This window comes from Pararhizobium sp. A13, assembly GCF_040126305.1.
Taxonomy (GTDB): domain Bacteria; phylum Pseudomonadota; class Alphaproteobacteria; order Rhizobiales; family Rhizobiaceae; genus Pararhizobium.
Genome location: NZ_CP149510.1, coordinates 4,066,893 through 4,080,557, shown reverse-complemented (window position 1 = coordinate 4,080,557; position 13,665 = coordinate 4,066,893). Strand labels below are relative to the sequence as shown.

The window sequence follows — 13,665 nt, the reverse complement described above, 5'->3', positions numbered from 1 at the left end:
GACCCCGTAGAGGGCATACGGGATCTTTTTGATTACCGGCCTTTCGGAAATTGATTGAAAGCCTCAGCTGTAAGGCCCGAGGTAATCGACCTTGCCGACGGCTACGCCCTGGTTGCGCAGGATGTCGTGGGTCGTGGTCACGTGGAAGAAGAAGTTCGGCAGGGCGAATTTCAGAAGGTAATCGTCACCGGTGAAGGTGAACTTCAGCTTGCCGAAGCTGATCGTCACCTCCCTGTCTTCGCTCTTCTCCAGATCGGACGGCTTGACGGTTTCGAGAAAGGCGATCGTCTTGGCGATGCGTTCGCGGAGTTCGGAAAATGTCTTTTCCTCGTCAGGAAAACTTGGCGCGGGAACACCGGTCAAGCGTCCTATGGCGTTCTTCGACGTGTCGCTGACGCGCTGGATCTGGCCGGACAGGGGCAACATGTCCGGCGCGAGACGGGCGTTGAACAGATCAACCAGCGGCAACTTCTTTTCGGCCGCATGGGCCTCGGCCTTGTCGAGAAGTCCGGCAAGGACGTTCAGCCCGCGGATGAAGACGGGAACCGAGATTTTATACATGGAAACGGACATGGAAAAATCCTTTGCGATGAGGGGCCGGCCCGGGTTCAAGGCCAACGCTCTCAGCAGATGGGGTTCGATCTCGCTGCGGGCAAGATGGTAGAGGCCTGCGCCTCGCAACTATATCCACGCGGCTGCGAGAGGGATGGACATTACCGGCAATAGCGATAGCCGTTCTTGCGCTCGAGCACATCGAAATGCAGATGGTTTTCGTGGGCCTCGTCGCTGCCCGGGTCGAGCACGGTTTTGAAGTAAAGGCAGCCTGCTGCCGTCACCGCCCGCTGGAAGGCGCCGATCAGGGTCGAATCTTCGTCGCGCGGCTGGATTTCGACCGATTTGCCGCTCTTGAAGGTGAAGGAGGCGATGTCGACTGCGTTGCCGCGGGCGTGTTCGGAGATTTTCCCGGTCGTCCCGTTGTTACGCAACCGGCAGACATAGCTTGATGCCTGGTTGATTGCCGTCAGCGGACCTTCGTTTTCGAGTGCCACCTTGGCTGCCGGCAGAACCGCCTCCTTCGTCCAGCGGGCGAGTTCGAGCGCCGTTTCGCAGCGCATCTTGCCTTCCGGTTTCAGCGCCACGCCCGGAAGAACCGTTTCGAGCGTCAGCGGCTTGTCGATGCCGCAGCCCTTGCCGTCGTCGATCCGCGTCTCCTCCTTGAAGGTGGCGCCGATCTGTTTCAGCGCTGTTAGACAAGCGGCGTATTCCTTGCCGTCTTCCGGCTCGATCGTCAGCACCGGCTCAGGCTTGGCCTCGGGTTTCTCGTCCAGAGGCTCCTCCAGCGTGGGAAGAGGTGTCTCGTCCTTGCTCGGTGCCGGCACGTCTTTTTCGATTTTCTTCTCAGCCGGCTTTGTCGTCTCAGTTGTTTCCGGCTTTTTCTCGGGGAGGGGACCTGTTTTGGGGAGGCTGGCGCTTGAAAGAAAGATGACCGACAGGAGGCAAGCGATGATTCGAAGGTGCATGAACGAACTCCGGTCCTGCCGGGTGGCAGGGGCACGGTCACAACGCATTCGGGCGGGAATGGTTGCATTGCAGCCGCAGGACGCTGGTTCGTTGCCAATCCAGCACGCCCTTCGATGGCGAGGCAGGAGTTTGACAAAAGTATGGCATTTAATTGTTGACACTAAGAGTCATGTTTTTTAACCGATGAAGACAGAAGGCAGCTTTCGGCTGCCCCGACGCCTCGTTGCGCATACCTAGCCAGCCCTTTGAGCCGAGTGTCTCAACAGCCAGCCCGGTGAATTTATCAAAGGATTGGTCCATGAATACCCGGCATAGCCGTGCGGCCCTGTTGGCGTGTGCGGCGTTTTTCTCCGTCACTTTGCCTCCCCATATTTCCCAGGCGCAGGACGCCGCGGCGTCCACTGCTGAAGCGGAAGAAGGCGCGACCGTGCTGAAAAAACTGTCGGTCAAGGGCGGCGAGGTGACTGGTGTTGCCGACACCCCGCTGGCGACGGAAACGACGGCCGAGGAAATTCAGGACAACCAGGTTTCCTCGTTCGAAGACCTCGGCCGCACGCTGCAGCCGGGCGTCGGCTTCAATCGGGCCAATGGCAGCGTCAATATTCGCGGTCTGGACGGCGCGCGCGTCCAGACGACGATCGACGGCATCGTCATTCCCTATCTCGATGACGGCGCCCGCGATGCCGATGGCGGCATCGACAGCTTCGATTTCGACACGCTTTCGGCAGCCGATATCGTCCGCGGCGCGGATTCGAGCCGGGCCGGCGATGGCGCTCTCGGCGGTGCCGTCGTGCTTCGCACGCTGCAGCCGGAGGATCTGATCGGCGAGGGCAACACCTGGGGTGGCATTTTCAAATTTACCTATGACAGCGAAGACAGGAGCTGGGGAGCGTCGGCCGCCGCCGCAGCCCGCTACGGCAATATCGCGGTTCTGTTCCAGGGCGGCTACAAGAAGGGCCATGAAACGGACAATGCCGGCACATCCGACATCTACGGCCCCGGCCGCACGGAGCCCAATCCCGCCGATTTCGACCAGAAGAACGTGCTGGTGAAGGTCAAGCAATATACCGATACCGGCCACACCTTCACCCTGACCGGCGAGCGCTTCGATCGCGACAAGGATATCGATCTCAGAACCGAACAAAGCACCTTCGGCAACTATCGGCCGGGCGACCTGGACGGCAACGAGGACATCAAGCGCGACCGCGTTTCGCTGAACTACGAATTCGAGGCCGTGGACGACGACGCGCTGATCGATGCGGCCAACGCCGTCTTCTATTGGCAGGACCTGACGCGCGACAGCGGCAAATCGGGCTATCGCTCCACTTCGGTCGTCGGCGACTATTGGCGCAACAGCGAGGTGGAAAACCGTGCGGTTGGCGGCGCCGGCTATATGGAAAAGGCGTTCGACACCGGCGGGCTGTATCACATGGTCCGGCTCGGCGGCGATTTCTCCGTCGGCCAGACGACGCAATATTCCTCCGGCGACGACAGCTGCGATACCAGCCCCGTTCCGGCCTGCGATTTCCTGCACACCAACCAGGCGGACATGCCGGATGTCGACAGCCGGAAATTTGGCATCTATCTCGAAGACGAGGTCGCTATCGGCGACAGCGCTTTCTCGCTGACACCCGGCCTGCGCTACGACTGGTACGACCAGTCGCCCCAGGAAACGGCCGCCTACACTGCCAATCCAAATTACAATGGCCTGCCTCCCGGCCAGAGCGGCGACGCCGTTTCGCCGAAGCTCCTTGCCAAATACGAAGCAGCGACGGATGTCGAGTTTTTCGCCCAGTGGGCGGTGGGTTTCCGCTCGCCGACGGCAAACGAGCTCTACCTCGATTACGGCGGTCCCGGCACCTATCTGCGGCTCGGCAATCCCGATCTGAAGCCGGAAACCAGCAACGGGTTCGAAATCGGCGCCAATCTCGGCGACGAGAATTTCGGCGGGCGCATCACCGGTTTTTATAACCGCTACCGCAACTTCATTGATGTGGAGGCGGCGGCGGTCCAGGATCCGGCCACCTATCCGCTCGGCGTTACCCAGTATATCAATCGCGATCGGGTGCGTATCTACGGTGTCGAGCTTGCGGCCCACAAGTCTTTCGCTTCCGGCTTCCACATCAGCGGCTCGCTCACCTATGCCAACGGCGAGGATCTCGAAACGAACGTGAAGCTCGGTTCCGTTGCGCCGCTGAAGGGTGTTCTCGGGGCAGGTTATGCCGCAGAAACCTGGGGCGCCGATGTGACTTTCATTGCGGCAAAAGCAGTGTCCAATAACTCGGACGCCACCCTCAAGGCGCCTGGATATGGCATTGTCGATCTGACCGGCTGGTGGAGACCGGAGCAGGTCGAAGGCCTCGCGGTGCGGGCAGGGGTGTATAATATTTTCGACCAGGAATATTACGACGCCATCAGCGTGCGCGACGTCACTCTCAGCGCGGCCTCGCCCGGCATGGCGTACTATTCCGAGCCCGGACGCACCTTCAAGGTCTCCTTGACGCAACGCTTCTAAGCGCTGGCCGGGTGTACGCAATCGAAGAGCGGCCCGCGAAGGTCGCTCCCTTTTTATTGACGACTGAAGTTTCCATTGACAAAGTGCATATGCACATATAGATGTGCTTCATGAAAAGCCAGTCGTCCGTCACAGCCTGCAACTGCTTCGCCATCCGTCAGGCTGCGCGCTTCGTCTCGCAGCTTTTTGAGCGGCACTATGCCAAAGCGGGGATCACGGCGACGCAGTTTTCGTTGCTTGCCTTTATCGCGGACGCGGGGAGGACCGGCATGTCGGAGATGGCCGAAACAATGGTCATGGACCGCACCACACTGGTGCGTGCGCTGAAGCCGCTGGAGCGCGATGGCTATGTGGTGAGCGAGCCCGAAGGCAAAGGATCGCGCAAGCTGCTGCTTATGCTGTCGGCTCAAGGTGAGAAGAAACTGACAGAAGGCGTGGAATGCTGGCATGCCGCACAGGCGGAATATGTGGAACTGGTTGGAGCCGAGCGTGCGGATGAACTGCGCCGCATGCTCCTTGCCATTCCGGCGGGCGCCACAGTCTGAGGAATGAAAAAGCCGGAAATCTCCGGTTTTTTTGATCATCTAAATAGTGCATACGCACACATGCAAAAGGAAATATACTCATGCCGCAGAAAATCGAAAATGCCGTTGCCCTCGTGACCGGTGCCAATCGCGGTATCGGCCGCGCGTTCGTGTCCGAACTCCTGCGTCGGGGTGCAAAGAAAGTCTATCTCGGCGCCCGCGATCCGGGTTCGCTTGCCGATCTCGTTTCGCTCGATCCCGGACGTCTCGTCGCGCTCAAACTCGACGTCACCAATGCAGCGGATATCGAAGAAGCTGCGAAGGTCGCGACAGATGTCACACTGTTGATCAACAATGCCGGCTTTGCCGGCGGGCAGGGTGCCATCTCCGCTCCCGACACGTCGATCGCCCGGCAGGAAATGGAGGTCAACTACTTCGGGATACTGGCGCTGTCGAAAGCCTTTGCACCGATCCTGGCGAAGGTCGGGCAGAGCAGCATCGTCAACGTGCTTTCCTTCCTCTCGCTGGTGACGCTGCCAGCGGCCGGCACTTACTCGGCCTCGAAGGCTGCCGGACTTGCGGCCACGCGCTCGATCCGCGCTGAGCTTCAGGGGCAGGGAACGGATGTCGTTGCCTCGATGCCAGTGCAGGTGGAGACGGATATGGGCCGCAGCCTGCCGGAGCCACGTTTGCAGCCGTTGGAAGTTGTCAGCGATACGCTCGACGCGGTCGAAACGGGGGTGGAGGAGGTTTTCCCGGGCGAACTGACCCGCAATGTTGCGACAGCCTTCGCCGCTGACCCAAAGAGCGTCCAGGCACAGATGTCGACCAGACTACCTGCCTGATCCGGGAAAACGGCATTCGGCAGAAAATGCCCACTGATTTTTCCGCCGGTGCCGGCTTGCGCAATCTTTCGTCTCACGCTAACAATTTCGCCATGACACAGGCACGCATCCTTTCGATCTGGTGGTGGGCTCGCTGAAGCGGCCTTGACCAGTCATGCGTGATTGAGACGATAAGCCGCCCGGAAGTTTCGAGGCGGCTTTTTTGTATTCGGGCCGCAGGAATGACGGGCCTGAACGGAGCGAAAAATGGCGACGACAATTCTTGAAGACGGTGCGGAAGCCTATACCACCAAGGGCGGCATTTCCGTCACCCGCCGGCGGCGCGAGGCGCCCTATGGCGAGGCGATCGCGAGCTATGTCGACCGGCTCGACGAACGCCGGGGAGCCGTGTTTTCCTCCAACTATGAATATCCGGGTCGCTATACCCGCTGGGACACGGCGATCATCGATCCGCCGCTCGCGATCTCCTCGTTCGGCCGTTCGCTCTGGGTCGAAGCCTACAACGAGCGTGGCGAAGCGTTGCTGTCGATGATTTCCAAGCATCTCGCCGGGATCGCCGACATCACGCTTGGAGCCTCCACGAGCCGGCGTCTCGATCTGACGATCAACACGCCGGACCGGGTCTTTACCGAAGAAGAGCGCTCGAAGATCCCGACGGTGTTCACTGTGCTGCGCGCCGTCACGGGCCTGTTCTATTCACAGGAAGATTCGAGCCTTGGGCTCTATGGCGCCTTCGGCTACGATCTCGCCTTCCAGTTCGACGCGATCGAGCTGAAGCTGAAGCGCCCCGACGACCAGCGCGACATGGTGCTGTTCCTGCCCGACGAAATCCTCGTCGTCGATCACTATGCCGCCAAGGCCTGGATCGACCGCTATGATTTCGCCAAGGACGGCAAGACGACGGAAGGAAAGGCCGGCGATATCGCGCCGGAGCCGTTCCAAACCATCGACAGCATCCCGCCACATGGGGATCACCGTCCGGGCGAATATGCCGAGCTTGTCGTCAAAGCGAAGGAAAGCTTCCGCCGCGGCGATCTCTTCGAAGTCGTGCCGGGCCAGAAGTTCTTCGAGCGCTGCGAGAGCAAGCCTTCGGAAATCTCCAACCGCCTGAAGGCGATCAACCCGTCGCCCTATTCCTTCTTCATCAATCTCGGCAATCAGGAATATCTGGTCGGTGCCTCGCCGGAAATGTTCGTGCGTGTGTCCGGTCGCCGCATCGAGACCTGCCCGATTTCCGGCACGATCAAGCGCGGCGACGACCCGATCGCCGACTCGGAACAGATCCTCAAGCTGCTCAATTCCAAGAAGGACGAGTCCGAGCTGACCATGTGCTCGGACGTCGACCGCAACGACAAGTCCAGAGTTTGCGTGCCCGGTTCCGTCAAGGTCATCGGCCGCCGCCAGATCGAGATGTATTCGCGCCTGATCCATACGGTCGACCACATCGAAGGCCGTCTGCGCGACGACATGGATGCTTTCGACGGTTTCCTCAGCCACGCCTGGGCCGTTACCGTCACCGGTGCTCCGAAGCTGTGGGCCATGCGCTTCATCGAAGCCCATGAAAAGAGCCCGCGCGCATGGTATGGCGGGGCCATCGGCATGGTTGGCTTCAACGGCGACATGAATACCGGTCTGACGCTGCGCACCATCCGCATCAAGGACGGCATTGCCGAGGTGCGCGCGGGTGCCACCTTGCTCAACGACAGCAATCCGGAAGAAGAAGAAGCCGAAACCGAACTGAAGGCCTCCGCCATGATCGCAGCGATCCGCGATGCAAAATCCGCCAACACCCGCGGTGCGGGCCGCGACGTCGCCGCCGTCGGTACCGGTGTCAACATCCTGCTCGTCGATCACGAGGACAGTTTCGTCCACACGCTGGCAAACTATTTCCGCCAGACCGGCGCGACGGTCACGACCGTCCGCACCCCGGTCGCCGAGGAAATTTTCGACAGGGTGAAGCCGGATCTCGTCGTTCTGTCGCCCGGTCCCGGCATGCCGAAGGATTTCGACTGCAAGGCGACGATCAAGAAGGCGCGTGCCCGTGACCTGCCGATCTTCGGTGTCTGCCTCGGCCTGCAGGCGCTGGCGGAAGCCTATGGCGGCGATCTGCGCCAACTCGCCATCCCGATGCACGGCAAGCCGTCGCGCATCCGCGTGCTCGAGCCCGGCATCGTCTTCTCTGGCCTTGGCAAGGAAGTGACGGTCGGCCGCTACCACTCGATCTTCGCCGATCCCTCGACGCTGCCGCGCGAGTTCATGATCACGGCCGAGAGCGATGACGGCACGATCATGGGCATCGAGCACATGAAGGAGCCGATCGCCGCCGTGCAGTTCCACCCGGAATCGATCATGACGCTCGGTGGCGATGCCGGCATGCGGATGATCGAGAATGTGGTGGCGCATCTTGCCAAGCGAGCTAAGATCAAGGCTGCGTAGCCACTGCAGTGTTTGAGCCGCCATGCGTTGTTCTGCCAACGAGGCTTTGACAAGTCGGTCGCTTTGAACCATACGCACGCTATCCGAAACCGCTGAAGCGCTCCTCGCCGCTTCAGCGGTTTCGGCGTTCTAGAGAACTGGTTTTTGCAATTCGTTTGCATGTGCAAGGAGAAGGCAATGGTGAGGCAGGAGGTGTCGGCGGCGCAGCGCCTGGCGTTCTGGGGTATCCCGATCGCGGTTGCCGTGCTGGGGCTGAAGATGCTCGCCTGGTGGCTGACCGGCTCGGTGGCGTTGCTGTCCGACGGGCTGGAATCGATCGTCAACGTGGTGGCCGCCATCGTTGCTTTCGTCGTGATCGGCTATGCGGCCAAACCTGCCGATGCCAGTCATCCCTTTGGTCACCACAAGGCCGAATATTTCTCGGCGGTCATCGAGGGCGTGTTGATCGTTGTCGCCGCCCTGTTGATCGTTTCTGAAGCCATACCGGCCATTCTGTCGCCAAGGCTGCCGGAAACGCCCGCGCTCGGTCTGGCGATCAATTTGTTGGCCGGCATCATCAATGCTATATGGGCCTATGCGCTGATCCGCGCCGGAAGAGCCTACCGCTCTCCCGCCTTGTCTGCGGACGGACATCATATCATGTCCGACGTCGTGACCTCGGCGGGCGTGCTGGTCGGCCTTGTGCTGGCCATCGTCAGCGGCTATGCGGTGCTTGACCCGCTGCTTGCCGTCGTCGTCGCCTGCAACATTCTTTATCAGGGCTGGAAGGTGATCGCGCGCTCGATCGACGGGCTGATGGACAGGGCGGTATCCGAGGAAGAAGAGGCCGCCATCAAGCAGGCGATCGCGACCCATGCGGCCGGTTCGCTCGGGGTGCATGATCTGAAGACCCGGCAAGCCGGGCCGGCGATCTTCGTCGAATTTCACATGGTGGTTCCGGCCACGATGCCCGTCGGCGACGCGCACGACATCTGCGATCGCCTGGAAGACTCGATCCGTGAGGTCAATCGGGGTGCGAAGATCACCATCCATGTCGAGCCGGAAGGCGAAAAGGCCCACGGGATCAGGGTCAAGGTTGTTGAAGGAATGAAAAAATGACAAAAACCGATGTATCCGGCCTCTCGCAGCTCGGACAGAACGTGGCTGCGCCGCAAAGCCCGGAAGACGCCGTACTGGAGCGTGTGCCGAACGGCAATGCCGGCATGGGCTTCGTCGTGCGTTTCACCGCGCCGGAATTCACGTCGCTTTGCCCGATGACCGGGCAGCCGGATTTCGCTCATATCGTCATCGACTATCTGCCGGGCGATTGGCTGGTGGAATCGAAATCGCTGAAACTTTTCCTGCACGCGTTCCGCAACCACGGCGCCTTTCACGAGGATTGTTCGATCTATATCGCCAAGCGCATCGTGGAACTGCTCGATCCGAAGTGGCTGAGGATCGGGGCTTACTGGTATCCGCGCGGCGGCATTCCGATCGATGTTTTCTGGCAGACGGGTGCGCCGCCGGAAGGCGTCTGGTTGCCAGATCAGGGCGTGCCGACCTATCGCGGTCGCGGCTGAAATGAAAACGGCGGGCTTTTGGCCCGCCGTTTCTTTTTGAAGGCCGGCGATCAGTTGAAGATCAGCGCAAGGCCGGCAAACGCGGTCAGGCCGCCAAGGAGCCGGGAAAAGATTCCGCCGGAAGACAAGCGGCTGATGCCGAGACCAAGGCCGATGCCGGCCACATGCAGAAGCGCCGTCGCGATGACGAAGCCGGTACTGAAGGGCAGGGCGCCCGCCGCACCCAACTCGCCGCCATGGGCGTAGCCGTGGAAAAGCGCGAAGACGCCGACAATGGCGGCGCAGGCAGCCGTCCGCAAACGCACGGCCATGGCGACCAGCAGGCCGAGCGCGACAACGGAAGCAAGGATTGCCGGCTCGACCAGGGGCAGCTGAGTGCCCGTCATGACCAGAGCAAAGCCGAAGGCCATCGTGCCGACGAACGCGGTTGGAATAGCCCAGAGCGCGCGTCCGCCGATCTGCGCCGCCCAGAGGCCGACGGCGATCATCACCAGGATATGGTCGAGGCCCGAAAGCGGATGGGTGAACCCTGCCATCAGCGAACCGTGCTCGGCCGGATCGAGATGGGCGAAGGCGGGAGCAGTCGAAGCGGCGAAGGCCAATGCGGCAAGAAGAAGGCGTCTTTTCATGGAGGTCCCCACTGGAGGGCGGGAGTGTGGGAGGCAGTCCCGCCGGATGCGAATTCGTGACACCGGCATCTTATGTCGCAATGCTCTCCTGTCCATACGGCATTTGCCTTACCTCTTGTCTTTACCATACTATGCGCTGCTGATTGCGCTTTCATACCCATCCGCTTTTGTTGCATTGTTTTCGCAGTCGAGTCGCCTTATCTGACTGCGGCAGGACAATTGATTTTATTTCGCGGGAGACAGCGGATGAACGAAGACGAAGACGACAAGAAGACGGAACTGCCTTTGGGCAAAGAAACCGAGGCGAATCTGTTCAAGTCGCGCTCGATTTTCATCTATGGCCCGATCAATCAGGAACTGGCGCAGAAGGTCTGCTCGCAACTCGTGGCGCTTGCCGCCGCCAGTGACGAGGATATCCGTATCTACGTGAACTCGCCTGGCGGACACGTCGAATCCGGTGATTCGATCCACGACATGATCAAGTTCATCAAGCCGAAGGTCTGGATGATCGGTACGGGCTGGGTCGCCTCCGCCGGTGCGCTGATCTACGTCGCGGCTCCGAAGGAGCGGCGCCTTTGCCTGCCGAACACACGCTTTCTGTTGCACCAACCGTCCGGTGGTACGCGCGGCATGGCGTCCGACATCGAGATCCAGGCCCGCGAGATCCTCAAGATGAACGAGCGCCTGAACAGGATCTTCTCGGAAGCTACCGGCCAGCCGATTGAAAAGATCGCCAAGGACACCGACCGCGACTACTGGCTGTCTGGCGAGGAAGCCAAGTCGTACGGCCTCGTTTCGCGGATCATCACGTCGCAGGCCGATATCTGAGCTTTTCGACTTACAGTCTTTCGACCCCCGCTGGTTTTCCGGCGGGGTTTTTTGTTTGTCAGCTTGCCGTCGCGGAGAGCGGGTGACCGGCGAGCGCGGAATCAATGGTGACGAGCTTCATATCTTCCACTGCGCACTGGGCGAGCAGAAGCCGGTCGAAGGGATCGCGCGTCGGCGGCTCGGGCTCGACATGGGCAAGGGCGTGGCGTTCGTTGATCAGCAAAAGGGTTATGCCGGCGCGCTTTGCTGCATCGGGCAGTCCCTCAAGTGTGGATTTCAGCGGCAGCTTGCCGATCCGCCATTTGATGGCAATTTCCCAAAGGCTGGCAACACTCAGGTAAAGCTGATGGCCTGACGCCTCAACCTCTTGTCGGACGACGAAGGGGAGCTCTTTAAAGCGATCTTCGATCAGCGCGATAAAGATATGTGTGTCCAACAGATGGGACATGATTATTTCTCCGGGAAAGGCGGCAGCGGCGTAATCAAGAAGTCCTCGGGCAACGGATCGTCGAAATCCGCCGGAATTTCACCGAAGAAATTCGTGATCCCGCGTTCCTTCTTGTAGGCCGCTAGACCCTCCCAGTTGATCCCGCCCTTCTTCCTTACTGGCACAAGCTCCATCACCGGCTTGCCGTTGCGGGTCACCGTGATCGTCTCACCGGCCTCGACGCGGCGGGCGAGTTCGGTCAGCTTGTTCTTGGCTTCGCGGATCGATACCTGGGTCATGGGGATAATGTAGCTGCAAGTGGCCACATTTTCAATGAAGGCGATCTGCGCTTGCCCTTCCGCTCGTCTCCGGTTATACACCGCTTCATGTCGAACACAGGCGCACAAATCATCGAACAGGTTTCCCGCGGGCACATCGCCATTGCGGACCGTTCGCGCGCCTCGCTTCTTCTTCTCGGCCTTACGCGCGGTTGCCGGGTTCTTTGAAGGAGCGCCCGGTGGCCGAAAGCCCACCGGCCCCAGCTCCTTGCCTTCCCTGAATAGCAGACGAAAAGAACCCGAAGAGCCGGCATTTTCCATCGCATTGCGACCCACGATCGGTTATTGCATGCGGGAAATGCGCCTCAGACATGAAGAGAAGCCGCAATGATCATGAAATCCCACACCGTCAAGCAGGGCATGCCCGAGGCTGCCGTCAAATATCAGGCCTATCCGCAGATCAACATTCCCGACCGGACCTGGCCGGGCAAGACCATCACCAAGGCGCCGATCTGGTGTTCAGTCGACCTGCGCGACGGCAACCAGTCGCTGGTCGATCCGATGGGCCACGACCGCAAGGCCCGGATGTTCCAGCTCTTGCTCGACATGGGCTTCAAGGAAATCGAGATCGGTTTCCCCTCCGCCTCGCAGACGGATTTCGACTTCGCCCGCTGGTGTGTCGAGGAAGGCAATGTTCCAGCCGACGTGTCGCTGCAGGTGCTGGTCCAGTGCCGGCCCGAACTGATCACGCGTACCTTTGAGGCGCTGCAGGGCGCCACCAAGCCGATCGTCCATTTCTACAATTCCACCAGTGAATTGCAGCGCCGCGTGGTGTTCGGCAAGGACGTCAAGGGCATCAAGCAGATCGCCACCGATGCCGCCAAGATGATCACCGACATGGCCGCCAAGGCGGGCGGCGGTTTCCGCTTCGAATATTCGCCGGAAAGCTTCACCGGCACCGAGCTGGAAGTCGCACTGGAAATCTGCAACGCAGTGACGGAGATCATCCAGCCGACGGCGGAGAACAAGCTGATCCTCAATCTGCCCTCGACCGTCGAAATGGCGACACCGAACATCTATGCCGACCAGATCGAATGGATGTGCCGCAATCTCGACAACCGCGAGAACCTGATCATCTCCCTGCACCCGCACAATGACCGTGGCACCGGCATCGCCGCCACCGAACTCGGCCTGATGGCCGGCGCCGACCGCGTCGAAGGTACGCTGTTCGGCAATGGTGAGCGCACCGGCAATGTCGACTTGGTGACGCTGGGGCTGAACATGTTCACGCAAGGGATCGACCCGCAGTTGGATTGCTCGGATATCGAGCGGATCAAGGACGTCTACGAATATTCCAACCAGATGGTCATTCCCGAGCGCCACCCTTACGTTGGCGAACTGGTCTACACCGCCTTCTCCGGCTCGCATCAGGATGCGATCAACAAGGGCATGAAGGCGATCAAGGTTGCCAACAAACCGCTGTGGGAAGTGCCGTATCTGCCGATCGATCCCCAGGACGTCGGCCGCTCCTATGAGGCGATCATCCGCATCAATTCGCAGTCTGGCAAGGGCGGCATCGCCTATATCCTGCAAGAGGACTACGGCATCAACCTGCCGCGCAATCTGCAGGTCGAATTCCGCGAGGATATCCAGCGCATCACCGACGAACACGGCAAGGAATTGCCGTCGAAGGCGATCCACGCGCGCTTCATCGAGCGTTACGTCGATCAGCCGAATGCTCGCATCCGCTTCGTCGACCACCACACCTATCCGATGGGCGAGCACAAGGGCGTGCGCGTGGTGGCGGCTGAAATCACCGACAAGGGCGAAACGAAGCGGATCGAAGGCAAGGGGACAGGCCCGATCGACGGTTTCATCAATGCCCTGTCGATCTATCTCGGTGTCGAAATGTCGGTTGCCGATTATTCCGAGCATTCGCTGCAACACGGCTCGAACGCGGCGGCAATCGCCTATGTCGAAGTGGAGTATCCGGGCGGCAAACTCTTTGGCGTCGGCATCAATACCAACATCGTGGCGGCCTCTCTCGAGGCCATTGTTTCCGCCGCGAACCGGGTGCTGGAGGTCGTTTGAGGATCGCAGTCC

General features: G+C 60.3%; 13 protein-coding genes. 8 read left to right on the top strand and 5 right to left on the bottom strand.

Annotation, left to right across the window (positions count from 1 at the left end; translation table 11 throughout):
* Positions 1 to 63: 63 nt before the first annotated feature.
* Positions 64 to 573 (bottom strand): DUF1993 domain-containing protein, encoded by a 510-nt coding sequence (locus WI754_RS19940; RefSeq protein ID WP_349435172.1) that lies wholly within the window; start codon positions 571 to 573, stop codon positions 64 to 66.
* 140 nt (positions 574 to 713) lie between these two features.
* Entirely contained in the window at positions 714 to 1,520 is an 807-nt protein-coding gene (locus WI754_RS19935) for an extensin family protein (RefSeq protein WP_349435171.1), read from the bottom strand.
* A gap of 299 nt (positions 1,521 to 1,819) precedes the next feature.
* On the opposite strand from WI754_RS19935, the gene WI754_RS19930 reads away from it, so the two are divergent.
* From WI754_RS19930 to queF, 6 genes are all read left to right on the top strand, one after another.
* Positions 1,820 to 4,036, top strand: a complete 2,217-nt coding sequence (locus WI754_RS19930; protein WP_349435169.1) for a TonB-dependent hemoglobin/transferrin/lactoferrin family receptor — start codon at positions 1,820 to 1,822, stop codon at positions 4,034 to 4,036.
* 110 nt (positions 4,037 to 4,146) lie between these two features.
* Positions 4,147 to 4,581: a MarR family winged helix-turn-helix transcriptional regulator gene (locus tag WI754_RS19925; protein ID WP_349435168.1), complete on the top strand. Its 435-nt coding sequence runs from the start codon at positions 4,147 to 4,149 to the stop codon at positions 4,579 to 4,581.
* Positions 4,582 to 4,661: 80 nt separating this feature from the next.
* On the top strand, positions 4,662 to 5,405 hold the full coding sequence (locus tag WI754_RS19920; protein ID WP_349435166.1) for an SDR family oxidoreductase: 744 nt from the start codon (positions 4,662 to 4,664) through the stop codon (positions 5,403 to 5,405).
* 246 nt (positions 5,406 to 5,651) lie between these two features.
* Complete coding sequence (locus WI754_RS19915; RefSeq protein WP_349435164.1) at positions 5,652 to 7,841, top strand: anthranilate synthase; 2,190 nt, start codon at positions 5,652 to 5,654, stop codon at positions 7,839 to 7,841.
* A gap of 177 nt (positions 7,842 to 8,018) precedes the next feature.
* Positions 8,019 to 8,939, top strand: coding sequence for a cation diffusion facilitator family transporter (locus WI754_RS19910; RefSeq protein ID WP_349435163.1), 921 nt, complete (start codon positions 8,019 to 8,021; stop codon positions 8,937 to 8,939).
* On the top strand, positions 8,936 to 9,400 hold the full coding sequence (queF, locus tag WI754_RS19905) for a preQ(1) synthase (RefSeq protein WP_349435161.1): 465 nt from the start codon (positions 8,936 to 8,938) through the stop codon (positions 9,398 to 9,400). The genes WI754_RS19910 and queF overlap by 4 nt, the downstream gene beginning before the upstream one ends.
* 50 nt (positions 9,401 to 9,450) lie before the next feature.
* On the opposite strand, the gene WI754_RS19900 is transcribed toward queF, so the two are convergent.
* Positions 9,451 to 10,029 (bottom strand): HupE/UreJ family protein, encoded by a 579-nt coding sequence (locus WI754_RS19900; protein WP_349435160.1) that lies wholly within the window; start codon positions 10,027 to 10,029, stop codon positions 9,451 to 9,453.
* A gap of 246 nt (positions 10,030 to 10,275) precedes the next feature.
* On the opposite strand from WI754_RS19900, the gene WI754_RS19895 reads away from it, so the two are divergent.
* Entirely contained in the window at positions 10,276 to 10,857 is a 582-nt protein-coding gene (locus WI754_RS19895; RefSeq protein WP_349435159.1) for an ATP-dependent Clp protease proteolytic subunit, read from the top strand.
* 58 nt (positions 10,858 to 10,915) lie between these two features.
* On the opposite strand, the gene WI754_RS19890 is transcribed toward WI754_RS19895, so the two are convergent.
* Positions 10,916 to 11,305, bottom strand: coding sequence for a type II toxin-antitoxin system VapC family toxin (locus tag WI754_RS19890; RefSeq protein WP_349435157.1), 390 nt, complete (start codon positions 11,303 to 11,305; stop codon positions 10,916 to 10,918).
* A 2-nt stretch (positions 11,306 to 11,307) separates the two neighbouring features.
* Positions 11,308 to 11,583: a type II toxin-antitoxin system prevent-host-death family antitoxin gene (locus WI754_RS19885; RefSeq protein WP_349437886.1), complete on the bottom strand. Its 276-nt coding sequence runs from the start codon at positions 11,581 to 11,583 to the stop codon at positions 11,308 to 11,310.
* A gap of 366 nt (positions 11,584 to 11,949) precedes the next feature.
* Between WI754_RS19885 and leuA the strand changes: the two genes are divergently transcribed.
* Positions 11,950 to 13,653 (top strand): 2-isopropylmalate synthase, encoded by a 1,704-nt coding sequence (leuA, locus tag WI754_RS19880; RefSeq protein ID WP_349435156.1) that lies wholly within the window; start codon positions 11,950 to 11,952, stop codon positions 13,651 to 13,653.
* Positions 13,654 to 13,665: the final 12 nt, after the last annotated feature.